Origin of the sequence: Pseudomonas sp. ICMP 561 (assembly GCF_002699985.1) — a bacterium.
Lineage (GTDB): Bacteria > Pseudomonadota > Gammaproteobacteria > Pseudomonadales > Pseudomonadaceae > Aquipseudomonas > Aquipseudomonas quasicaspiana.
Genome location: NZ_LKBT01000007.1, coordinates 58606 through 79497, shown reverse-complemented (window position 1 = coordinate 79497; position 20892 = coordinate 58606). Strand labels below are relative to the sequence as shown.

Genomic DNA, 20892 nt, shown 5'->3' with positions numbered 1-20892 from the left:
CGTTAAACCTTGAAGTGCCCAACCATCATCTGCAACTGACCACCCAATCGCGCTAATTCAACGCTGGATGCGGCGGTCTCTTCACTGGCTTCCGCCGTTTGCTCACACACGTCACGCACGCTGACAATGCTACGGCTGATTTCGTCAGCCACCGAGCTTTGCTGCTCAGCCGCTGCGGCAATTTGCTGGTTCATGGCCTGAATACTGGAAACAGTCTGAGTGATGCTTTCCAGCGAGGTGCCCGCCTTGCGCGTCAGGGCAACGCTGTTGTCGGTCAAGGCGCGGCTGCCGAGCATGATTTGCGAGACCTGACGAGTACCGTTTTGCAGCCCGGCAATCAGGCTTTCGATCTCTTCAGTGGACTGTTGGGTGCGTTGCGCCAAACCCCGTACTTCATCGGCAACCACCGCGAAACCTCGCCCTGCTTCACCGGCACGTGCCGCTTCGATGGCAGCATTGAGCGCCAGCAGGTTGGTCTGCTCAGCCACGGCCTTGATCACGTCCATGACTTTGCCGATCTTGTCGCTTTCCTGCTCCAGCAAGGTCATGGCATCGCTTGAACGCAGCACTTCACTGGCCAGTTTTTCGATCTGCGTGATGGCTTCGCCCACCACTTTGTCGCCGTCCCGGGCTTGGGTGTCGGCGTTCGCAGCGGCTACCGAAGCCTGCTCGGCGTTGCGCGCAACTTCGTGGACAGTGGCAGACATTTCCTGCATCGCGGTGGCGACCTGATCGGTTTCGATCTTTTGATTGTTGACCCCGGCGCTGGTCTGCTCGGTGACGGCGGACAACTCTTCAGCCGCGCTGGCAATCTGCGTCACGCCATCACGAATCCCGCTGATCAGATCCCGCAGCGTGGCGCCCATGCGCTGAATACCTTGCTGCAACACGCCCAGTTCATCGCGACGGGTAATGGTGATGGTGTGAGTCAGATCCCCGGAGGCAATGCGGTTCACCACTTCCAGGGTTTGCTGCAACGGACGGGTGATCTGACGCGTGATGATGATCGCCGCAAAAATACCCAACAGCAGGGCCAACACAGCACCGCCGATCTGCATGCTGCGAGCCTTGGTGGTGTCTTGCGCGGCAAGGCTACGCTGGATTTTGGAGAGCTCTTCGCCGAGGTTAACGATTTCGTACCCCTGGGCGGTCATGTCTTTGCGCGCCGACACAATCGTATCGTTGGCAGTTTTGTAGGCTTGAACCAGAGTCAGGTAGTTACGCAGAGAGGCTTCAAGCTGTGCCACTTCGGTGCCATAGGTCGCATTGAAAACAGCCTTCAGCTTGTCGACGTTTTTAATCGACGTTTCAAGTTGGCTGAACGCAGCCTGCTCGGTCTTTTCATTCGAGTTGCTGGTGTAACCGCGCACTTCATAACGAACCAGCTGGAAATCCATTTTGGCGTCAGCCATCAGTTGCAATTGGTCCGAACGCTCAGGGTTCGAGGGGTCCTGTTTAAGCACCGAGTCATTGATGGCAGCAATCAACTGAGCACCTTTGGTGGCCTCCACGCCCATATCGGCACGGACCTTGGTGCTGACCTGATAGCCACCGCGCATCTGCTCCAGCGACGTCTCGTAGTTTTTGATGATGTCGGTGAGCTGAGAAAGGGCTTTGGCGTTAAGCGGATTAGTGAAGGTGGACAGCAGCAGTTGCTGTTGCTTCTTGAAGTCGTCCAGGGCGGCCTGCACTTTTTGTGCGGCAGCTTCGTCACCATTGGCAAGCATGTATTGCAGACGCGCGACGCGTAATACCGTCAGGCGATCAGAAAGCTCAGCGATGTCACCGATTCTGTCGGTGCGGTAGATCAGCTTATCCAGACTGGTCCACCCCAGAAGTGAAAGCAGTGCAGTGAATATAAGCACCGCCCCGAACCCCAGGGCTAACTTCATGGTGACGCTGATATTGGCCAAGCTGCTGTTCATAAACTCTCCGTGATATGTATGTGTTTCCCCAATGCACGCTGTTGTTATTTTTATTGAGAGCAACCTGTGCACAGGGCATATCGGCCAACACAACGGATAACTTGACCGTTTATGCGCTTTTTTGAGTCCCCCTGCTGATTAAGGACCACGCCGAAAGCATTGATCCAGAGCCATCAGCGCAACGTAATTCATCGCCGGACAAGCGAATTCATCAGGTTGCACTGGCTGTAACACGCGCTCGATACCCTCATGCCCGTCACCACGCTGTGCAAAAAACCGAGGGTAATGACTCATGAAGATCAGCGTTTTTGGATCAGGCTACGTAGGTCTGGTGGCCAGTGCATGCCTTGCCGATGTCGGGCATGACGTGCTGTGCGTGGACATCGATGAGCAGCGAATAGAGCTACTCAAATCAGGCGAAACGCCGATTCATGAGCCCGGCCTGAACATGCTCATTCGCAGCAACGTGCATGCGCAAAGGCTGTTCTTCTCGACCGATGCCGCACAAGCCGTTGCCTTTGCTGACCTGCTGTTCATCGCGGTAGGCACGCCCTCCGATGAGGACGGCAGCGCTGACCTGCAATACGTCCTCGCAGTCGCGCGAAGCATCGGCCAGCACATGCAGACCTGCAAAACCGTGGTCAACAAGTCCACCGTTCCGGTCGGCACCGGGGAGAAGGTGGCAGAGACTATTCGTACGACGCTGGAAAACCGCGACCTGCAGATACCCTTCGATGTCTGCTCCAACCCCGAGTTCCTCAAGGAGGGCGCGGCCATCGAGGACTTCACCCGTGGTGCCCGGATCATCATCGGCACCGACTCAGAGCGTGTCAGAACGCTCATGCGCGAGTGCTACGCGCCTTACAACCGCAATCACGACAAGCTGATGTTCATGAGCCTGCGCGCCGCCGAACTGACCAAGTACGCTGCCAACGCAATGCTGGCGACAAAGATCAGCTTCATGAATGAAATGGCCAACCTGGCCGAGCGCCTGGACGTGGATATCGAACAAGTACGCCACGGCATCGGCAGCGATCCGCGCATTGGTTATGACTTCATCTATCCCGGTTGCGGCTATGGCGGCTCCTGCTTCCCCAAGGACATTCAGGCACTGAGTCGCACAGCCCATGAAGTCGGGTACAACCCGCAACTACTCAGGGCTGTGGAAGAGATCAACCAGCGACAGAAAACCGCGCTGTTCAAAAAGCTCGAACGAGCTCTTGATGGGCAATTGGCAGGCAAGACCATCGCCGTCTGGGGACTGGCCTTCAAACCCAATACTGACGACATGCGCGCCGCGCCGAGCAGAAACTTGATGGAATCACTGTGGAGCGCCGGAGCCAGCGTTCAGGCGTACGACCCCGAGGCGATGCAGGAATGTCGAAGAATCTACGGCGAACGTGACGATCTGGTCCTGGTCGGTGATCGCATCCAGGCAGTCAAAGGCGCGGATGCATTGGTGATCTGCACCGAATGGAAAGCTTTTCGCAGCGTCGATTTCACCTGGCTCAGGCAACAACTCAGATGCGCGATCGTGATTGACGGGCGCAACCTTTATGAGCCCAAAGCGTTGGCGGATGCGGGGTTGAGTTATTCGAGCATGGGTCGGGCCTGAGTTTCGGGGACGAAGTGAAATGCACTCCTATTTCGCGCCACACGGCCGATCTGTAGGTGCAGGAAAAGTCTGCGGATCGCCGCCAATCCTGTGGGAGCCAGGCTTGCCTGCGATAAGACTGGACTCGATATACCTGACATTTGCGGTGCCTGTATTGTCGGAATGCCGCCCAGATCAAGCTCTGCTCCTATCAAACAAAATATAAATCACTGAATAAACGGGGGTTGTTGGAGCGAGTGGGCGGTGTCAGGGATACAGGGCTAGCTCCCACAGGTCCAGCGGCGTGCGGGCCTACAGGGTCATGCCTGCCTAAGGACAGGTGGCTGGCGCTGACTCAACCGCCCAGCAAATGCTCCAGAAACAACCCCGCCGCGCTCGACAGCCCTTCACGCGGGCGGATGCAGACCATCAATTCCCGCTCTGCCCACGACTCATCGAGCACCACCGTTCGCACGCCTTCCAGCCTGTAAATCCCGACGCTACCTTGCGGCAGGATGCCGATACCGACGCCCGCCTGAACCATCAGACACAGCGCGTCGTAGCTGGACACTTCCATGCGGATTTTCAGCGAGCGCCCCACATCGTTGGCGGCTTTGATCAACTGGAAGTTCAGGTGAGTACCGCTGCGCAGCGCTACGTAAGGATGATCAAGGGTTTCGCTGAAGGTGACGCTGTCACGGCCCGCCAGCGGATGCGTGTCGGGCACCAGCAACACCAGCCGATCCTTGCGAAATGGAAAGACTTCAACATCGGTGCCGTGGGGCAAGCGGGTAAAGATTCCGATATCAGCGCGGTTTTCGGCCACGGCTTTGGTGATGGCCAGGCTTTCCTTTTCTTCAAGCCGGATATCGATCAGCGGGTTCAGATCCATGAACGACTTGATCAGCTCCGGCATGAACTGGCTGATGGCCGAGATGTTCGCCAGCACATGCACGGAGCCGCGACGGCCATGGCCGTATTCGCGCATCTGCACGACGATTTCATTGAGGCTGTTCAGGGCACTGCGGGCCATGTACAGGAGGGAGATACCCGCCGCAGTAGGCGTGACGCCCTTGTTGGTGCGCACCAGCAAAGGCGCGTCGAGCAACTCTTCCAGCTCACTGAGCCGCTTGCTGACCGCCGCCGCAGCAATGTGCTCGCGCTCGGCGGCGGCAGCGATGGTGCCTTCTTCGATAACACTGACGAACAGGCGCAGCGAAACAGGATCGAGCTTCATGGGAAGTACCGGACGTGAAGTCCGGTCATAGTACGCGTTCAATCAACCTCTCAAAACGCGCCCGACAACAGATGACCGGCGTTTGGCACTTTGGCTTCCAGCCCCAGGGTTTTCAGGATCTGATAAACGGTGGCGACCGAGGCGGACAATACCGGCTTGTCGAGCCGATCCTGCACGACCTGAATCGCAGGCAATGACGGCATCTGCACGCAGCATGACAACACCACACCATCCGCCTGACCGATATTCAAACGATCGGCATGCGCCACCAGATTCATCGGATCAAGACGCCCTACCGCCAGATTGTCGGCCACCTCCAGACTGATGGAGTCCGTCACTTCGATCCCTGCAGCTTCGATGTAATCAATTACTTGCTGGGTCAGCGGCTTCATGTACGGCGTAATAATCGCGACTTTTTTGTAGCACAGCACATTAAGGCTGTCGATCAGTGCCCCTGCCGAACTTAGCACCGGGGTTGGCGCTTCGTTACCGGCAACCACGTTGCCAAGGCGTTCCTGAGACACTTTGTGATAACCCGCGCCCTGACACATGATCGCCACCAGACAGGCGTAAGCCATGACATCAACACGTGCGTCGCTCAGTTCCAGCGCGCAACGGTCGCTGTCGATGTCCATTTTTTTCAGCTCTTCCGGGCTGACCTTCATCATGCGCATGCGCGCCGAGTGAAAGGTGAAGTGCTCTTCGGGGAACAGCGAGTAACGCGAGGTCAACATCGCCGGAATTTCGGTTTCCATGGTGGTGTTGGAGCTGGGGACGATCTGCCCGATACGGAAATTCTTCATTGTTCTGCCCTCGATAAAGCAAACGATCCAAAGATTACAGGCTTGCGATGCTAGAAGCGCTGAACGAGCGCGTACATCAGGCATTGATGAGGCTGCCATCGCGGATGACGATGGCTATCCGGCAGATGAACGGTGTAACAAACCGCTGGTTTACCCTGCCCTAACAGCCATTTTAGCGCCGCCCAATTTGCCCAGAAGCCCTCGCTCTGCTAGTGTCGCGCCGGTTTAACCTCTACCGGAATAGCCCCCATGGCCCGCAAGAAAGCTGCACTGGATTTCGAACAATCACTCGCTGATCTGCAAACGCTGGTAGAGCGTCTGGAGAACGGCGAGCTGTCGTTGGAAGACTCGCTGACTGCCTTCGAGCAAGGTATCCGCCTGACTCGCGAATGCCAGGGCGCGCTGGCGCAAGCCGAACAGAAGGTTCAAGTGCTGCTCGAACGCGACGGCGAACTGGCCGAAGAGCCATTCGACGCGGAACAACCTGAATGATCGCGACTTATCAGGCACTGAGTCAGACCCGCGTAAACGCGGCGCTGGAAGGTCTGTTTGCAGCACCCGCTCCAGAGTTGACCCGCCTGTACGCCGCCATGCGCTACAGCGTGATGAACGGCGGCAAACGCGTGCGCCCGCTGCTGGCCTACGCAGCCTGCGAAGCGCTGGGCGGTAACGCGGAGGATGCCAACGGCGCAGCCTGCGCCGTTGAGCTGATCCACGCATATTCGCTGGTTCATGACGATTTACCGGCGATGGACGATGACGATCTGCGTCGCGGCCAGCCAACGACTCACAAAGCGTTCGACGAAGCCTGCGCGATTCTGGCCGGTGACGGCTTGCAAAGCCTGGCATTCACGGCTCTGCTCGACCCACGCCTGACCTCGCGAGACGCCGAAGCCCGCCTGCAAATGGTCAGTGCCTTGGCATTGGCCGCTGGCCCTGCCGGGATGGTCGGCGGTCAAGCCATCGACCTGGGTTCGGTAGGTCTGAAACTGGATCAGGCTGCACTGGAATTCATGCACCGGCACAAGACCGGCGCGCTGATCGAAGCCAGCGTAAAGCTTGGCGCACTGGCCAGCGGCAATGCTGACCAGACCAGACTCGATGCGTTGCAAGTCTATGCCCGGGCCGTTGGTCTGGCATTTCAGGTGCAGGACGACATTCTCGACGTTGAAAGCGATACCGAAACCCTCGGCAAACGCCAGGGCGCAGACATCGCCCGCGACAAGCCAACATACCCTGCCCTGCTGGGACTGGAACCTGCCCGGCTATATGCCTTGCAACTGCGTGATCAGGCCATAGACGCCCTGCGACTTTTCGACGCGTCGGCTGATCCGCTGCGTGAGCTGGCTCGTTTCATCGTCGAACGGCGCAACTGATCCCTTTAACTCGACTGCAAATACTCCGAACCGGTCTTGTCTGGCCGGGTCAGAAACGTGTGTTCCCCAGGTTTGCCGACGTATCAAAAACTGCACTTCATGGGCAGCATGCGATGCATCAGGTAAACTGCCGCCTCTTTTACTTATAACGATTCGCCTGATGCCCACGACGTTTAAAGAGATTCCCCGCGTGCGCCCAACCACGCCGCTGCTCGACCGCGCTGATACGCCGGACGGCTTGCGTCGCCTGGGCGAAGCCGAGCTGGAAGACCTGGCCGATGAACTGCGCCTGGAGCTGCTCTATTCCGTTGGCCAGACCGGCGGGCACTTCGGTGCCGGCCTGGGTGTGATCGAGCTGACCATCGCCTTGCATTATGTCTTCGATACCCCGGACGACCGTTTGGTCTGGGACGTGGGCCATCAGGCGTATCCGCACAAGATCCTCACCGGCCGTCGCCAGCGCATGAACACCCTGCGCCAGAAAGACGGTGTTGCCGCCTTCCCGCGCCGCAGCGAGAGCGAGTACGACACTTTCGGCGTCGGCCACTCCAGCACCTCGATCAGCGCAGCATTGGGCATGGCCATCGCCGCCCGTCTGCAAGGCAGCGACCGCAAGTCCATCGCCGTTATCGGTGATGGCGCGCTGACTGCGGGGATGGCGTTCGAAGCGCTGAACCACGCGCCTGAAGTCGCCGCCAACATGCTCGTCATCCTCAACGACAACGACATGTCGATCTCGCGCAACGTTGGCGGGCTGTCGAATTATCTGGCAAAGATTCTTTCCAGTCGCACCTACAGCAGCATGCGTGAGGGCAGCAAAAAGGTTCTGTCGCGTTTACCCGGTGCCTGGGAAATTGCCCGCCGCACCGAGGAATACGCCAAAGGCATGCTGGTGCCCGGCACCCTGTTCGAAGAGCTGGGCTGGAATTACATCGGGCCTATCGACGGTCACGACCTGCCAACCCTGATCGCCACGCTGCGCAACATGCGTGACCTCAAAGGTCCGCAATTCCTGCACGTTGTGACCAAGAAAGGTAAAGGCTTCGCACCCGCTGAAGTCGACCCGATCGGCTACCACGCCATTACCAAGCTGGAGCCGCTCAACGCTCCAGCTGTTGCCCCGAAAAAGGCCAGCGGGCCGAAATATTCCGGTGTGTTTGGTCAGTGGATCTGCGACATGGCCGAGGCCGATTCGCGTCTGGTGGGCATTACCCCGGCGATGAAAGAAGGCTCGGACATGGTCGAATTCGCCGAGCGCTTCGCGGAGCGCTACTTCGACGTGGCCATTGCCGAGCAGCACGCTGTAACACTGGCTGCGGGCATGGCCTGCGAAGGCGCCAAACCAGTAGTAGCGATCTACTCCACCTTCCTGCAACGCGGTTATGACCAGTTGGTGCACGATGTAGCAGTGCAGAACCTCGACGTTCTGTTCGCCATCGACCGCGCAGGCCTGGTGGGCGAAGACGGCCCGACCCATGCGGGCAGCTTCGATCTGTCGTACTTGCGATGCATTCCCGGCATCGTGGTCATGACGCCGAGCGACGAAAACGAATTGCGCCTGATGCTCAACACCGGCTACCTGCATAACGGCCCCGCCGCAGTGCGCTATCCACGCGGTACCGGGCCGAACGCATTGATCGAGAGCGGCCTCGCACCGATAGAAATCGGTAAAGGCATCGTTCGCCGTAATGGTCAGGGCGTTGCCATTCTGGTGTTCGGCGTGCAATTGGCTGACGCGCTTAAAGTCGCAGAAAAGATCGACGCCACCGTGATCGATATGCGTTTCGTCAAACCGATTGATGAGGCACTGATCCGCGACGCTGCAGCCAATCATGAATTGCTGGTGACCGTCGAAGAAAACGCCGTCATGGGCGGTGCCGGTGCTGCCGTCAGCGAGTTTCTGGCACGGGAAAACATCCTCAAGTCCGTGCTGCATCTCGGCTTGCCGGATGTCTACGTCGAACACGCCAAGCCTGCACAAATGCTGGCTGAGTGCGGATTGGATGAGCCGGGTATTGAAGCGGCGATTAACGAGCGACTAGTGTTGATTGGCTAATCGTTGAAAGCATCAAAAAGAAAGGCGCTCATTGAGCGCCTTTTTTTGTGCAGTTTGGTTGATGACTGGCAGCGAATGGCACTGTGTCCCGATAACGCTCTGTCGCTAAGCAAACACAGAACTGTAGGAGTGAGCTTGCTCGCGATTCGATTTTTCTGTTTATAAATCATCGACTGGCCTGACGCTATCGCGAGCAAGCTCACTCCTACAGGGAGATGCATTTCACCCGATGACTATGCGTCTCGCTGAGCAAACACGGAACTGTAGGAGCGCACGAGCAGCGCGAGGCCGCGATAGCGGTTTGTCTGACACACCGCCATCGCTGGCCTCGTAACCTCGGTGAGCCCCTAAGGAAATGTGCGCGTATTTACGCTAAACAGCTGCCTCTAACGCCTCGATATCACCTGAAACAATCATCTGCAGATTCCGGGTAATTTTCTCTATGGGCCAGTCCCACCAGGCAATGGTCAAAAGTCGCTGGCTGACTTCAGCCGGGAAGCGGTGTTTCAGGACTTTGGCCGGGTTACCGCCAACGACGCTGTAAGCAGGGACATCACCCACCACTACCGAGCGCGAAGAGATGATCGCCCCGTCGCCGATTGTCACGCCCGGCATGACCAGCACGTCGTAGCCCATCCAGACATCGTTACCCACCACGGTATCGCCTTTATAGGGCAAGTCACCCGGCTCAGGGGTGACCTTCTCCCAGCCATTGCCAAAAATTTGAAACGGATACGTCGAGATGCCACTTATCTTGTGGTTGGCACCGTTCATGATGAATTTAGTGCCCCGCGCCAGTGCGCAGAATTTGCCAATGATCAGTTTGTCGCCAATGAACGGGAAGTGATAAAGGACGTTGCGCTCGAAGTTTTCCGAATCTTCGGGGTCATCGTAGTAGGTGTAATCGCCCACAATGATATTCGGATTGTTGAGGGTGTTCTTAATGAAACACACCTGCGGGAAGCCATTCATTGGGTGGGGATTTTTCGGGTCAGGTCCGTTCATGGAAAGCTCCTTTTATATGCAGTGACTCCGTCCGTAGGACCGGCTTTAGCCGGGAGAGCATTATTTCTGACGAAAGAGATTTAGAGAATGTATCGACGCCCTCCCGGCTAAAGCCGGTCCTACGGATAGTGTTCAATCAGAGGGTACAGGATGCCTTTCAAACCAGTTGCCGCGGTATCCGGTAAAGATACAACAGCACCGCACTGGAGAACGCCAACAGCAGCAGCGGAACCGTTTCCAGCCCGACAAAAACCGCCAGTGCAGCGATCCATGCCGGTAACCCCGCAGGCTGAAACGCGACGCGACGGGCGTCAGCGAGGTTGATCCAGGCCGCGGACTCTTCAGGGGTGTCGCGGGCAGCGCCGGTAGCGCCGGTAGCGCCGGTAGCGATCAGCGCATGTTTGTAGCGGCCGAATGGCTTGAGGCTGACAAACATCGATAACAGCCCGACGACGAAAAGAGGCATCGCCAGCACGGGAAAAACAGCGTTTTTGCTATCGAACGCGCCACTGATCACAAACAGCGGCGCTAGGGTCAACACCAGTTGCCACCACCACGCGAGAGCGAAGCGGCGTCTGGTGTTGTGGCGATTCAAGCGCGATCAGCCTCGCCCTGGTGCTCATTGCCCATCATGTGCCCGAGCTTGCCGGCCTTGGTCGCCAGATAGAGCTTGTTGTGCGGGTTATGGCCGGTGTGCAGCGGTACACGCTCGGCAACGTTGATGCCCATCTCGGTCAAGGCTTTGACCTTGCGCGGGTTGTTGGTCATCAGACGCAGGGATTCGACCCCCAGGTGCTGCAGCATTGGCAGGCAGATAGCGTAATCGCGCTGGTCTGCGGCAAAACCCAGACGCTCATTGGCTTCAACGGTATCAGCACCACCATCCTGCAGTTCGTACGCGCGAACCTTGTTCAGCAGGCCAATGCCCCGGCCTTCCTGACGCAGATAGAGCAAAACGCCGCGACCTTCAGAAGCGATGGCACGCAAGGCAGCTTCGAGCTGTGAACCGCAATCACAACGCTGACTGAACAACGCATCGCCGGTCAGGCATTCGGAATGGACACGCCCCAGCACTGGAGCACCATCGGATACGTCGCCCAGGCTCAACACAAGATGTTCGCGACCGGTCGCATGCTCAAGAAAGCCATGCATGGTGAATTCGGCAAAAGGGGTAGGCAGCTTGGAAGCGGCTACAAATACGACGGGCACCGTGTGCTCCTGATCAGTATGGGACTGGAAATTCGCAAGGCACGCATTGTAGCAGCACGCCTCGGCAGACGCTTATGCCGAATTGTGGGGCATACAGATCGGGAAGTTAGATTGATGCCCTGTGGGAGCGTGGCTTGCCCGCGATAAGGTTGAACGCGATTCACTTTAGATCGCGTCCAACCTTATCGCGGGCAAGACTCCCACATAGACCGAGCTATTCCGTAGGACCGGCTTTAGCCGGGAGGGCGTCGGGACATTCACTACATATTCCTCGTCAGAAATACCGCTCTCCCGGCTAAAGCCGGTCCTACGGGATTTCAAGCAAACATAGAATCTCCCACAGGAAAGCACATTGCGGCTCAAATCCACGCCCAGACCCAGACGATTCCCTGCATCGCCGCCCAGGCGAATACGCCCGCTAGCACGTCATCGAGCATGATCCCGACGCCACCGTGCACCTTGCGATCGATCCAGTGAATGGGCCATGGCTTGAGAATGTCGAAAAAGCGGAACACCAGGAACCCCACCAGCAGCCAGACCCAGCCCTCGGGCACTAGCCACAAGGTGATCCACATGCCGACCATTTCGTCCCAGACGATGCCTTCGTGGTCGTGTACGCCCAGATCATCCGCGACTTTGCCGCACAGCCAGAAACCGAACAGCATGGTGATGCCGAGCATCAGCCAGTAGCCCCAGTCCGGAAGCATTTGCCACAGCGGAATGAACGGCACGGCAACCATGGAACCCCAGGTGCCCGGCGCTTTGGGCAGGGTGCCGGAGCCGAAACCGAACGCCAGGAAGTGCCACGGGTTGGTCCAGACCGAAGGTGGAACGAATTCCGCCGGGACCTGCTTTGGATGATCTGTCACGGTGTCTCCCGAAAATGTTGGTAGCCGCGTGCCAGGACAGGAATGTCGTGACCCATGGTGTCGATCAGCGCGACGCCCTCGCCCGCCTCGACTCGCCCGATGACATGGATGGGTAATCCTGCGTCGAGCAAATCCTGTAAGTGTTCTGGGGGCAACGTGAACGCCAGCAAATAATCATCACCACCACTCAACGCTGCTTCCCTCGCGTCCTGCTGCCCGATAAAGGCTAGCAAAGGCTCGGACATCGGCAGCGTTTCCTGCTCGACCAATAGCCGAACTTTTGATGCCAGCGCGATATGTCCGCAGTCTGCCAACAGACCATCGGAGATATCCAGGGCGGCGCTGGCCTTGCCACGTAGCGCCAGCCCCAGGGTAAATTGCGGTTGTGGCGACCAGTAGCGCGCCAGTAAAGCCTCTGCGGTAGACGCCTCAGTGGTGCGCTGGTTCAACACAAGCGGCAATGCACCCGCCGCATCGCCCAACGGTCCACCGACACACAGCAGATCCCCCGGAAGTGCGCCGCTGCGAGTCAATGCCTGACCCGTCGGCACGCGGCCGAATACCGTGACTGTAAGGCTTAATGGCCCCCGAGTCGTATCGCCGCCCACCAGTCGCAAGCCGCAACCTTGCGCCATGAGGTTCAAACCTTCGGCGAAAGCCTTCAGCCAGTCGGCAGATACTTCAGGGAGGGTCAACGCAAGGGTAAATGCAACGGGCGTGGCGCCCATGGCCGCCAGATCACTGGCAGACACGCCAAGCGCACGCTGGCCGAGCAGGAAAGGATCGCAAACGTCGGGAAAATGCACGCCGATAACCAGCGTGTCGGTAGAGATCGCCAACTGCTCACCGGGCGGCAGCGTCAGCAAAGCGCAGTCATCACCAATCCCCAGCGCCACGCCTTCACCCGCTTGGGCACAAGGCGCAGCGGCGAAGTAATTGCGGATCAGCTCAAACTCGCCCATCAGGATCTCTTATTGTGCTTGATGACACCCGGCAGCATTACATAGATCCGGTAGGAGGCAACTTGTTGGCGAGGCGTCAGTTCAGGCTAATCATTAGCGCCTGATACACCGCCTCGCCAACAAGTTGCCTCCTACCGGGGTTGCGTCCAGCCTGAAGGCTTAGCGCTTGTACGCTTTGACTTCAGCTTCACGCAGGCGCGGGGCCAGTTTGTCCAGGACGCCATTGACGAACTTGTGGCCGTCAGTGGAGCCGTAGACTTTCGCCAGCTCGATACCTTCGTTGATCACCACGCGATACGGCACGTCGACGCGTTTGAGCAACTCGTAGGTGGACAGGCGCAGGATGGCCAGTTCAACCGGGTCGAGTTCTTCAATGGTCAGGTCCAGGCATGGCGTCAGGGCCGCATCGATTTCGTCGATGTTGGTCGGTACGCCGCGCAGCAGCTCACTGAAATAAGGGCCGTCGACGTCTTTGAAATCGTTATCGACGCGGAACTGCGCTTCGATTTCATTCAGCGAATGACCCGCCATGTGCCACTGGTAAAGCGCTTGAGTGGCCAACTGACGGGCTTCCCGGCGCTTGACGCTCTTGGATGGCTTGCCAGCGTCCGCAGGTTTTGGATCGCGCGGGTTGAACTGATCGCTGTCGTCGGAAATCACTTGGCCTCCAACTGCGCCAGCAGGCTGACCATTTCAAGAGCAGACAACGCAGCTTCTGCGCCTTTGTTACCGGCTTTGGTGCCGGAACGCTCAATGGCTTGTTCGATGGTGTCGACAGTCAGGACGCCGAAAGCAACCGGCACGCCGAACTCCATGGAAACCTGGGACAGGCCTTTGACGCATTCGCCAGCCACGTATTCAAAGTGCGGAGTACCACCACGGATCACTGCGCCGAGAGCGACGATGGCGGCGAACTCGCTGCGCTGGGCAACTTTCTGCACGACCAGCGGGATTTCGAAGGCACCCGGAGCGCGGATGATGGTGATATCGCTTTCTTTGACGCCGTGGCGTACCAAAGCATCAACAGCACCGCTCACCAGACTTTCCACGACGAAGCTGTTGAAACGGCCAACTACCAGAGCGTAGCGGCCTTGGGGAGCGACGAAGGTACCTTCGATGGTCTTCAGGGTCATTCGTGTAAGTCTCGTATTAAAGAGCAAGTACGCCTTGGGGCGGACTATAGGGATGTTAGGCCACGAAACAGATCAGCCGGTGGCACGCACAAAAGCGCACCACCCGACCGGTCTTTATTCGGAGGGCACGTATTCTACAACTTCCAGATCGAAACCGGATATCGCATTGAACTTCATTGGCGAACTCATCAGGCGCATTTTACGCACACCGAGGTCACGCAGGATCTGCGAACCGGCCCCCACGGTGCTGTAAGTGGTCGGCGATTTGATCGGCAATTGCCCGGCGGTTTCACGAATATGCGCCAGCAGCACATCGCCATCCAGCGGGTGACCGAGCAACAGGACAACACCGCTGCCCGCCTCGGAAACCTTGGTCATCGCGGCGCGCAGGCTCCAGCGGCCAGGTTGTTTGACCATCAAAAGGTCACGCAGCGGGTCCATGTTATGCACCCGCACCAGGGTCGGTTCTTCTGCGCAAATCTTGCCCAGCGTCAGTGCGAGGTGGACGTCACCTTCCACTGAGTCGCGATAGGTCACCAGGTTGAACTGGCCCAATTCGCTGTCCATTGGCTGCTCGGCAATCCGCTGAACGGTACGTTCATGGATCATCCGGTAGTGAATCAGGTCGGCAATCGTACCGATCTTGATGTCATGTTCCGCCGCAAAAGCTTCCAGTTCAGCCCGACGCGACATTGTGCCGTCGTCGTTCATCACTTCACAGATCACGCCGCTTGGCTCGAAACCGGCCATGCGCGCCAGGTCACAGGCTGCCTCGGTGTGCCCTGCCCGGGATAATGTACCGCCGGCCTGAGCCATCAACGGGAAAATGTGGCCGGGGCTGACAATGTCTTCCGCTTTGGCGTCTTTGGCCGCTGCAGCCTGCACGGTGCGGGCACGGTCAGCAGCAGAAATGCCAGTGGTCACGCCTTCGGCAGCTTCGATGGACACGGTGAACTTGGTGCCAAAACCGGATCCGTTACGCGGTGCCATCAGTGGCAGCTTGAGAGCCTCGCAGCGCTCACGGGTCATAGGCATGCAGATCAGACCACGCGCGTAGCGGGCCATAAAGTTGATGTGTTCAGCCTTGACGCACTCGGAAGCCATGATCAGATCGCCTTCGTTCTCGCGATCTTCGTCATCCATGAGGATGACCATTTTGCCCTGGCGAATATCTTCAACCAGATCTTCGATACTATTGAGCGCCACGCGGCACCCTCCTTCAATTCAGGATTTGAGGTAGCCGTTGGCGGCCAGGAAGCTTTCGGTGATGGTGCCGGACTGCCCTTTCGAGGAGTCGGCGGCCTTGTCGCCCATCAGCAAACGCTCCAGATAACGCGCCAGCAAATCCACCTCAAGGTTGACCTTACGGCCCGGACGGTAGTCGGCCATGATGGTTTCGGCCAGGGTATGCGGCACGATGGTCAGCTCGAACTCGGCACCGTCAACGGCGTTCACGGTCAGGCTGGTGCCGTCGACCGTGATAGAACCTTTGTGCGATATGTACTTGGCCAGCTCGCGGGGGGCACGCACTTTGAACTGGATAGCGCGGGCGTTTTCTTCGCGGGAAACGATCTCGCCAACACCATCGACGTGGCCGCTGACCAGATGGCCGCCCAGACGTGTAGTCGGGGTCAGGGCCTTTTCCAGGTTGACCGGGCTGCCGGTCTTGAGATCGATGAACGCCGTGACGTCGAGGGTTTCACGGCTGACGTCAGCCCAGAAGCCATCGCCGGGCAGCTCTACAGCAGTCAGGCAAACGCCGTTGACCGCGATGCTGTCGCCCAGTTTGACGTCGCTCAGATCAAGTTTGCCCGTCTCGACATAAACACGGACATCGCCGCCTTTAGGGGTGATGGCGCGGATGCTGCCGATGGATTCGATGATGCCAGTAAACATGGGTCCTCCAGGAGAACAAGCCCAGCGCGCTGAGCGAAAGGCCGAAATTATACGCCGGGTGGGAGCTTGGGGGTTGCAATGACTCGCCAGTCATCACCCACGGCGCGTATATCCGTAATTTTCAGCTCAAAAGCCTCGCTCATCTGCGCCAGCGGCAGATCAAGCAATGGGCGAGCAGAAGAGCCAAGGAACTTGCCTGCGACGAAAATCTGGAATTCATCCACCATCCCCAGGCGAGTAAACGCTCCCGCGAGACGCGGGCCCGCTTCGATCAGCACGTCGTTGATACCGCGAGCCGCCAGCTCGACCAGCAACTTGCGCAGGTCTACATGACCGCCGCTGCCGGCCAGGGCCAGCATGTCGTGGCCTTCATCGTGATAACGCTCGCGGGCTGACGCCGCAGCGCAGGTCACCACCAGCGCATGCCCGGCCTGAAAGAACGGCGCATCCAGCGGCACCCGCAATCGGCCGTCGATCAACACCCGCAGCGGCGGACGCGTCATAGCCAAGCCGGTGAGCTCGGCATTCAGGCCCAGTTCATCAGGACGTACAGTCAGGCGAGCCTTGTCGGCCAGCACGGTGTCAGCGCCAGTCAACACGACACTCGATTGTGCACGCAGACGCTGTACCGCCCCACGCGCAGCCGGGCCGGTGATCCATTGGCTTTCGCCGCTGGCCATGGCGGTGCGACCGTCCAGGCTCATGGCGAGCTTGACCGTCACATACGGCAAGCCTTTGATCATGCGTTTGAGAAAGCCTTTGTTCAGCGCCCGGGCTTCGTCTTCCAACACCCCGCATTGCACCGAAATACCGGCATTCATCAAACGCAGCAAACCGCGTCCGGCCACATCGGGATTGGGGTCCTGCATGGCTGCGACCACTCGCGCCACGCCATCATCGACCAGCGCATCGGCGCACGGCGGTGTGCGGCCATGATGACTGCAAGGCTCCAGCGTCACATAAGCCGTCGCGCCTTTGGCCTTGTCGCCCGCCTGACGCAAGGCATGCACTTCGGCATGCGGCTCGCCAGCGCGAGCGTGCCAGCCTTCGCCGACAATCTGCCCGTCGCGCACGATCACGCAGCCGACTCGTGGGTTGGGATGGGTGGAGTAAATCCCTTTGCGCGCCAGTTCCAGCGCGCGCGCCATGTAATGGGTGTCCAGCGCGGTTTGCTCAGTCAACGAAGCACTCACTCTTTAGCTGGCTCGCGAGCCAGGCGATCGATTTCTTCGCGGAATTCGTTGAGGTCCTGAAAACGCCTGTAAACAGAAGCAAAGCGGATATACGCCACTTCGTCGAGCTTTTGCAGTTCGCCCATGACCAAATTGCCCACCACCAGCGACTTAACCTCGCGCTCGCCAGTCGCGCGCAGCTTGTGCTTGATGTGCACCAGTGCAGCTTCCAGCCGCTCGACGCTGACCGGGCGTTTCTCAAGGGCACGCTGCATACCGGCGCGCAGCTTCTCTTCATCGAAGGGCTGACGGCTACCGTCTTGCTTGATCAGGCGTGGGAGCACCAGCTCGGCGGTTTCGAACGTCGTGAAACGCTCACCGCACGCCAGGCATTCGCGACGACGACGAACTTGATCGCCTTCGGCAACCAGGCGGGAATCGATGACTTTGGTGTCATTGGCACCGCAGAAGGGACAGTGCATGGTGGCAGGCAACAAAAATAGGAAGGGCCGCCATGGTAGCGCATCCCGCTGGCAAGACAAGTCTTGGACTTTGCGCTATATAGACGCGCATCTGGCGCGGTGTTCAGCGATACTGCTGGCCATTGGGCTATTTATCGGCGCTTGCGGGTAATTTAGCGTTACCGTCATTGAGCGGTTTGCTGCTGTCCTTCGTATTGATTTTTTTTGTTGGAGCTGTTCATGACGCTACGACCGCTGATGTTGCTCAGCCTGATTGGCCTGCTTGCCGCCTGCAGCAGCAATGAGACACCTGACACTGCCCCGGCCAAACCTGCCACGGTGCCCGTTGTTAAAGTACCGGCCGGTCCCGGCCCCTTGCAGCCCTTCCAGCGAGAGCTGAGCGGCCAGTTGCTGGGCGTACCGGCTGGCGCCGAAGTTGAATTGGCGCTGCTGGTGATCGACGAGCGCGGTCGTCCGCAGAAACTGCTGACCAGCACCAAGCTGCAAGGCAACAATCAGTCGCTGCCCTTCCAGCTGCGTTTCAATCCGGAAGCCTTCCCGGTGGGTCAGCGCGTAGAACTGCGCGGCCGTGCCAGCAAGTCTGGGCAATTGATCCTGCATCTGCCGTCGATGCGTATTGAACAACCCGTCACACAAGCGCTGGGGCCTTTGCAGTTCGAAACCGCTCCATGATTGCACCGCAACACCTGCAACAGGCACTCAGCGAATTGCTTGGCGATGCGCAACTGGTCGCCACAGCACTGCCGGACACCGATTTGCGGCTGTGGCTGGTCGACGCCGAGAACATGGATCGCGCCTTCAGCCCCGAAGAAACCCGACGCATCCTTGAAGAGCCGCCGTACTGGAGTTTCTGCTGGGCCAGCGGCCTGACGCTGGCGCGGTTTCTGGCAGAGCAACCGCATTGGGTCGCCGGTAAGCGAGTGCTGGATTTTGGCGCAGGCTCTGGTGTTGCAGGGATTGCAGCGGCTAAAGCGGGCGCACTTGAAGTGGTGGCCTGTGATCTTGACCCGCTGGCCCTTGAAGCCTGCCGCGCCAATGCTGAACTGAACGGCGTGCAGTTGAGCTACTCGGCGGACTTCTTTGCCGAAGCGGATCGCTTCGATTTGATCATCGTCGCTGACGTGCTCTACGACCGGGCCAATTTACCCTTGCTGGATCAGTTCCTCAGTCGCGGGCGGCAAGCCTTGGTGGCGGATTCGCGAGTGCGGGATTTTCAGCACCCGGCTTATCAACGGCTGGATATCTTTGAAGCGCATACGTTGCCGGATCTGGCCGAGCCCCATGAGTTTCGTCACGTGAGCCTGTATCACGCTGCCCGAGTTGAAATGCAATTCCCTGTTGGAGCGAGGCTTGCCCGCGAAGAACGATAACGCGTTGTCCTTGCCACACCGAGGCGACTGATTCGCGGGCAAGCCTCGCTCCAACAGATCCCTCTACTCATCGCTTTGCGCAAACCCAAGCGCCCTTTATAGTTGGCCCCATTCAGATCCCCCGAGATTCGCAATGAACCAGGACACTACCTACATCTTCGACGCTACGGCGGCGACCTTTCAGCAACTGGTCATCGACAAGTCTTTCGACCAGCCCGTACTGGTGGACTTCTGGGCCGAATGGTGCGCGCCCTGCAAAGTGCTGATGCCATTGCTGGCGCAGATCACTGAAAGTTATCAGGGCGAATTGCTGCTGGTGAAGGTCGATTGTGACGCCGAGCAAGACATCGTCGCCCGCTTCGGCATACGTAGCCTGCCGACGGTTGTGCTGTTCAAGGATGGTCAGCCCATCGACGGTTTCACCGGTGCGCAGCCTGAATCAGAGATCCGCAAGATTCTCGAACAACACGTGGTCATGCCTGCGCCAGTCGCCGCTGACCCGCTGAAGCTGGCTCAGGAAATGTTCGCTGAAAGCCACTTCGCTGAAGCCGAAGCAGCTTTGCAACAGATTCTGACTGAAGACAACACCAACGCCGCAGCGCTGATTCTTTACGCACGCTGCCTGGCGGAGCGCGGTGAACTGGGCGAAGCACGACAAGTCCTGGACGCGGTGAAGACTGACGAACACAAAGCTGATCTGGCCGGTGCTCGTGCGCAGTTGACCTTCCTGGCTGAAGCCAAGGCATTCCCTGACGCAGCTGACCTCAAAGCTCGTCTGGCGCAAAACCCGCAGGATGACGAAGCCGTGCATCAACTGGCGATTCAACAACTGGCCCGCCAGCAATACGAAGCGGCGCTGGAAGGCTTGTTGAAGCTGTTCATCCGCAACCGCAACTACGCCGACGGCTTGCCACACAAAACCCTGCTGCAAGTCTTCGACCTGCTGGGCAACGACCACCCGCTGGTCACTGCCTATCGTCGCAAGTTGTTTGCTGCGCTGTACTAAGCTTCCGGCATCAGGCGTCTGTGCCAACCCAGCTGTAGAGGGGCGCGTCCTGCCCGCTCTCGACCTTGACTTGCGAACTGTGGCGCAAGCGCACTAACAGGCGCTTGCCTGCCGCTGTGCTGCCGGTCAGACCTTCCAGTTGATCCAGCAACTCAGGGCCATTTATCTGCCCGGCGTTGCGCAGCAGATCCAACGCGATCAGCCAGATCTTGTCGTCCTGACTGGCCGGTTTGCTGACCACGGCTGCGGCGGTGGCTTCAGGTTTGGCGGCTTTGAGTTGAGCGCCAAGCTGCGCCCAATCGCCTTCGTCCAGCTCCAGCGTCAAATCCACCGGCCAATCGCCAACGGTTCCACGAATACGCAACATGGGTGCTTCCTCTTTTTTTGCAGGGGGACATGCTCGCATAGGGATGCATGGATTGTCCTGCCGGGCATTTTTGGTGACTGTACTGGCCCTTTCCCGGCTAAAGCCGGTCCCACCGAATAGCGCAGATCCTGTTGGAGCGAGGCTTGCCCGCGAAGAACGATAACGCGTTGTGTCTGGCATACCGAGTCAACTGGTTCGCGGGCAAGCCTCGCTCCAACAACCAGGCATTCAGGCAGAGACCATTCCTACATTCTGAATCGCTGTTGTTACCTCGTGGATCGCGTTCCGCGTCGGTAATGTGCGCCGGTCGTTGCAGCAGCAGCGAACGGGTTTCGCAGCCCGATTGTCGTAAGTTTCCACGAACAGCTAGCCTGTAAGTTATATGGCCGCTGTGCGCGGGACATCTTCGGATGTGCCGGGACCCTTACGA

General features: G+C 58.5%; 22 protein-coding genes and 1 pseudogene. 7 read left to right on the top strand and 16 right to left on the bottom strand.

From position 1 onward, the window contains the following. Positions 1 to 2: 2 nt before the first annotated feature. Together AO242_RS30065 and AO242_RS30060 are read right to left on the bottom strand one after the other, a co-directional pair. Positions 3 to 716 (bottom strand): methyl-accepting chemotaxis protein, encoded by a 714-nt coding sequence (locus tag AO242_RS30065; RefSeq protein ID WP_373562199.1) that lies wholly within the window; start codon positions 714 to 716, stop codon positions 3 to 5. 141 nt (positions 717 to 857) lie between these two features. After that, a pseudogene (locus AO242_RS30060) lies at positions 858 to 1892 on the bottom strand (methyl-accepting chemotaxis protein); the annotation flags it as partial. 325 nt (positions 1893 to 2217) lie between these two features. On the opposite strand from AO242_RS30060, the gene AO242_RS07330 reads away from it, so the two are divergent. After that, the gene (locus AO242_RS07330) at positions 2218 to 3540 is read left to right on the top strand and encodes a UDP-glucose dehydrogenase family protein (protein ID WP_099268199.1); all 1323 of its coding nucleotides are present in this window, start codon (positions 2218 to 2220) and stop codon (positions 3538 to 3540) included. Between the two features lie 334 nt (positions 3541 to 3874). Here the strand turns inward: AO242_RS07330 and AO242_RS07325 are convergent, their stop codons facing one another. Together AO242_RS07325 and AO242_RS07320 are read right to left on the bottom strand one after the other, a co-directional pair. Beyond that, positions 3875 to 4756 (bottom strand): LysR family transcriptional regulator, encoded by an 882-nt coding sequence (locus AO242_RS07325; RefSeq protein ID WP_099268198.1) that lies wholly within the window; start codon positions 4754 to 4756, stop codon positions 3875 to 3877. Positions 4757 to 4806: 50 nt separating this feature from the next. Next, positions 4807 to 5559 carry a maleate cis-trans isomerase family protein gene (locus tag AO242_RS07320; protein ID WP_099268197.1) on the bottom strand — a complete coding sequence of 251 codons (753 nt, stop codon included), beginning with the start codon at positions 5557 to 5559 and terminating at the stop codon, positions 4807 to 4809. 249 nt (positions 5560 to 5808) lie between these two features. Here AO242_RS07320 and AO242_RS07315 point away from each other — a divergent pair, with 249 nt between their 5' ends. The 3 genes from AO242_RS07315 to dxs all read left to right on the top strand — a co-directional run bounded on the left by AO242_RS07315 (position 5809) and on the right by dxs (position 8991). Beyond that, a complete protein-coding gene (locus AO242_RS07315; RefSeq protein WP_027901904.1) occupies positions 5809 to 6051 on the top strand; it encodes an exodeoxyribonuclease VII small subunit in 243 nt (80 codons plus the stop codon). Beyond that, complete coding sequence (locus AO242_RS07310; RefSeq protein WP_027901905.1) at positions 6048 to 6935, top strand: polyprenyl synthetase family protein; 888 nt, start codon at positions 6048 to 6050, stop codon at positions 6933 to 6935. Before AO242_RS07315 ends, AO242_RS07310 begins: the two co-directional genes overlap by 4 nt. 160 nt (positions 6936 to 7095) lie before the next feature. After that, a complete protein-coding gene (dxs, locus tag AO242_RS07305; RefSeq protein ID WP_099268196.1) occupies positions 7096 to 8991 on the top strand; it encodes a 1-deoxy-D-xylulose-5-phosphate synthase in 1896 nt (631 codons plus the stop codon). A gap of 372 nt (positions 8992 to 9363) precedes the next feature. Here dxs and AO242_RS07300 read toward each other — a convergent pair whose 3' ends face one another. The 11 genes from AO242_RS07300 to nrdR form a co-directional block, all read right to left on the bottom strand. Beyond that, a complete protein-coding gene (locus AO242_RS07300) occupies positions 9364 to 9996 on the bottom strand; it encodes a Vat family streptogramin A O-acetyltransferase (protein ID WP_099268195.1) in 633 nt (210 codons plus the stop codon). 157 nt (positions 9997 to 10153) lie between these two features. Further along, positions 10154 to 10591, bottom strand: coding sequence for an MFS transporter (locus AO242_RS07295; protein ID WP_099268194.1), 438 nt, complete (start codon positions 10589 to 10591; stop codon positions 10154 to 10156). Beyond that, entirely contained in the window at positions 10588 to 11205 is a 618-nt protein-coding gene (gene ribA / locus AO242_RS07290) for a GTP cyclohydrolase II (RefSeq protein WP_027901909.1), read from the bottom strand. Before ribA ends, AO242_RS07295 begins: the two co-directional genes overlap by 4 nt. A gap of 359 nt (positions 11206 to 11564) precedes the next feature. After that, entirely contained in the window at positions 11565 to 12074 is a 510-nt protein-coding gene (locus AO242_RS07285) for a phosphatidylglycerophosphatase A family protein (protein WP_027901910.1), read from the bottom strand. Beyond that, a complete protein-coding gene (gene thiL, locus AO242_RS07280; protein ID WP_099268193.1) occupies positions 12071 to 13036 on the bottom strand; it encodes a thiamine-phosphate kinase in 966 nt (321 codons plus the stop codon). The genes AO242_RS07285 and thiL overlap by 4 nt, the downstream gene beginning before the upstream one ends. A 159-nt stretch (positions 13037 to 13195) precedes the next feature. Then, a complete protein-coding gene (gene nusB, locus AO242_RS07275) occupies positions 13196 to 13696 on the bottom strand; it encodes a transcription antitermination factor NusB (protein ID WP_027901703.1) in 501 nt (166 codons plus the stop codon). Continuing rightward, positions 13693 to 14169: a 6,7-dimethyl-8-ribityllumazine synthase gene (gene ribH / locus AO242_RS07270; RefSeq protein ID WP_027901702.1), complete on the bottom strand. Its 477-nt coding sequence runs from the start codon at positions 14167 to 14169 to the stop codon at positions 13693 to 13695. The genes nusB and ribH overlap by 4 nt, the downstream gene beginning before the upstream one ends. A 114-nt stretch (positions 14170 to 14283) precedes the next feature. Further along, a complete protein-coding gene (gene ribBA, locus AO242_RS07265; RefSeq protein WP_099268192.1) occupies positions 14284 to 15375 on the bottom strand; it encodes a bifunctional 3,4-dihydroxy-2-butanone-4-phosphate synthase/GTP cyclohydrolase II in 1092 nt (363 codons plus the stop codon). A gap of 18 nt (positions 15376 to 15393) precedes the next feature. Beyond that, the gene (locus tag AO242_RS07260; RefSeq protein ID WP_027901700.1) at positions 15394 to 16065 is read right to left on the bottom strand and encodes a riboflavin synthase; all 672 of its coding nucleotides are present in this window, start codon (positions 16063 to 16065) and stop codon (positions 15394 to 15396) included. Between the two features lie 47 nt (positions 16066 to 16112). Further along, positions 16113 to 17213, bottom strand: a complete 1101-nt coding sequence (gene ribD, locus AO242_RS07255; protein ID WP_176560582.1) for a bifunctional diaminohydroxyphosphoribosylaminopyrimidine deaminase/5-amino-6-(5-phosphoribosylamino)uracil reductase RibD — start codon at positions 17211 to 17213, stop codon at positions 16113 to 16115. A gap of 41 nt (positions 17214 to 17254) precedes the next feature. After that, a complete protein-coding gene (nrdR, locus tag AO242_RS07250) occupies positions 17255 to 17719 on the bottom strand; it encodes a transcriptional regulator NrdR (RefSeq protein ID WP_027901698.1) in 465 nt (154 codons plus the stop codon). 219 nt (positions 17720 to 17938) lie between these two features. On the opposite strand from nrdR, the gene AO242_RS07240 reads away from it, so the two are divergent. The 3 genes from AO242_RS07240 (at position 17939) to trxA (ending at position 20095) form a co-directional block, all read left to right on the top strand. Continuing rightward, positions 17939 to 18391 carry a hypothetical protein gene (locus AO242_RS07240; RefSeq protein ID WP_027901697.1) on the top strand — a complete coding sequence of 151 codons (453 nt, stop codon included), beginning with the start codon at positions 17939 to 17941 and terminating at the stop codon, positions 18389 to 18391. After that, positions 18388 to 19089, top strand: coding sequence for a class I SAM-dependent methyltransferase (locus AO242_RS07235; RefSeq protein ID WP_099268190.1), 702 nt, complete (start codon positions 18388 to 18390; stop codon positions 19087 to 19089). Before AO242_RS07240 ends, AO242_RS07235 begins: the two co-directional genes overlap by 4 nt. Before the next feature lie 133 nt (positions 19090 to 19222). Further along, a complete protein-coding gene (gene trxA / locus AO242_RS07225; protein WP_027901696.1) occupies positions 19223 to 20095 on the top strand; it encodes a thioredoxin in 873 nt (290 codons plus the stop codon). Between the two features lie 10 nt (positions 20096 to 20105). Here trxA and AO242_RS07220 read toward each other — a convergent pair whose 3' ends face one another. Continuing rightward, entirely contained in the window at positions 20106 to 20462 is a 357-nt protein-coding gene (locus AO242_RS07220) for a hypothetical protein (RefSeq protein ID WP_099268189.1), read from the bottom strand. Positions 20463 to 20892 lie beyond the last annotated feature (430 nt).

Coding starts and splice junctions, on each gene's coding strand:
- AO242_RS07260 (WP_027901700.1), bottom strand. CDS start 16,065: ATGTTTACTGGCATCATCGAATCCATCGGCAGCATCCGCGCCATCACC.
- AO242_RS30065 (WP_373562199.1), bottom strand. CDS start 716: ATGCAGGAAATGTCTGCCACTGTCCACGAAGTTGCGCGCAACGCCGAG.
- trxA (WP_027901696.1), top strand. CDS start 19,223: ATGAACCAGGACACTACCTACATCTTCGACGCTACGGCGGCGACCTTT.
- AO242_RS07240 (WP_027901697.1), top strand. CDS start 17,939: ATGACGCTACGACCGCTGATGTTGCTCAGCCTGATTGGCCTGCTTGCC.
- dxs (WP_099268196.1), top strand. CDS start 7,096: ATGCCCACGACGTTTAAAGAGATTCCCCGCGTGCGCCCAACCACGCCG.
- AO242_RS07310 (WP_027901905.1), top strand. CDS start 6,048: ATGATCGCGACTTATCAGGCACTGAGTCAGACCCGCGTAAACGCGGCG.
- AO242_RS07235 (WP_099268190.1), top strand. CDS start 18,388: ATGATTGCACCGCAACACCTGCAACAGGCACTCAGCGAATTGCTTGGC.
- AO242_RS07330 (WP_099268199.1), top strand. CDS start 2,218: ATGAAGATCAGCGTTTTTGGATCAGGCTACGTAGGTCTGGTGGCCAGT.
- nrdR (WP_027901698.1), bottom strand. CDS start 17,719: ATGCACTGTCCCTTCTGCGGTGCCAATGACACCAAAGTCATCGATTCC.
- AO242_RS07220 (WP_099268189.1), bottom strand. CDS start 20,462: ATGTTGCGTATTCGTGGAACCGTTGGCGATTGGCCGGTGGATTTGACG.
- AO242_RS07300 (WP_099268195.1), bottom strand. CDS start 9,996: ATGAACGGACCTGACCCGAAAAATCCCCACCCAATGAATGGCTTCCCG.
- ribH (WP_027901702.1), bottom strand. CDS start 14,169: ATGACCCTGAAGACCATCGAAGGTACCTTCGTCGCTCCCCAAGGCCGC.
- ribD (WP_176560582.1), bottom strand. CDS start 17,213: ATGGCGCGCGCGCTGGAACTGGCGCGCAAAGGGATTTACTCCACCCAT.
- AO242_RS07320 (WP_099268197.1), bottom strand. CDS start 5,559: ATGAAGAATTTCCGTATCGGGCAGATCGTCCCCAGCTCCAACACCACC.
- thiL (WP_099268193.1), bottom strand. CDS start 13,036: ATGGGCGAGTTTGAGCTGATCCGCAATTACTTCGCCGCTGCGCCTTGT.
- AO242_RS07325 (WP_099268198.1), bottom strand. CDS start 4,756: ATGAAGCTCGATCCTGTTTCGCTGCGCCTGTTCGTCAGTGTTATCGAA.
- AO242_RS07315 (WP_027901904.1), top strand. CDS start 5,809: ATGGCCCGCAAGAAAGCTGCACTGGATTTCGAACAATCACTCGCTGAT.